Annotated in this window: 1 protein-coding gene; it reads left to right on the top strand. The window is 37.0% G+C overall.

Annotated features, from left to right (window positions below; genetic code table 11):
* Positions 1 to 211: 211 nt before the first annotated feature.
* Positions 212 to 695 (top strand): restriction endonuclease (locus ABD917_RS08760; RefSeq protein WP_345119674.1); only part of this gene is annotated, 484 nt, incomplete at its 3' end.

Genomic DNA, 695 nt, shown 5'->3' with positions numbered 1-695 from the left:
AATAGCAAATTTCATTATTGTGCTGATCTAACCATGCATCTATAAGCTGTGGATAAATAGGCTTTTAAAGCTCCTTTTGAAAAAATTTATCCGTTTTTGCGCATTTTTCTGCATTTTTTCTCAATTCATTCAAAATGGATTTAATAAGCTTCATTTCGATTCTTTTGAAGAGAATTAACCCTCTCATACCAAAATGGAGCTCTCTTGTAATATGCTGCAATCTCTTAAGTCTGATCATGAACAAGTCACTTTACGCTCTCTCTTAGAATTCTACCGTGAAAAGGCAAAATCACCCCGTGAATTGGGAACGCTGTTTGAAAATCTTGTGAAGGATTATTTCTCTGAAGATCCTTTACAAAAGCAAGAATACGAAAAGGTTCAGACTTATTCGGAATGGGCTGAGGAACATGATGAAGATGGGCGTGATATCGGTATTGATCTGGTCGCTACAATCCGTGATGAGGGAGGTTATGCTGCCATTCAATGCAAATGCTATGATGCTGCTCACATCATTAAAAAAGAAGATATTGATAGCTTTATCGCTGCCTCTGGGAAAAAGATCTTCACCCGTCGTATTTTGGTTGATAGCACTGAAAGCAATTGGAGTGATAATGCTAACAACACTTGTGATGGTCAAGAGGTTCGTATTCAACAGATTAATCTGTTTGATTTAGAAAACAGTCAAATTGATTGGG

This window comes from Bartonella pachyuromydis (assembly GCF_039543065.1).
Classification (GTDB): Bacteria; Pseudomonadota; Alphaproteobacteria; order Rhizobiales; family Rhizobiaceae; genus Bartonella; species Bartonella pachyuromydis.
This window is presented reverse-complemented; position numbering and strand designations above follow the sequence as displayed.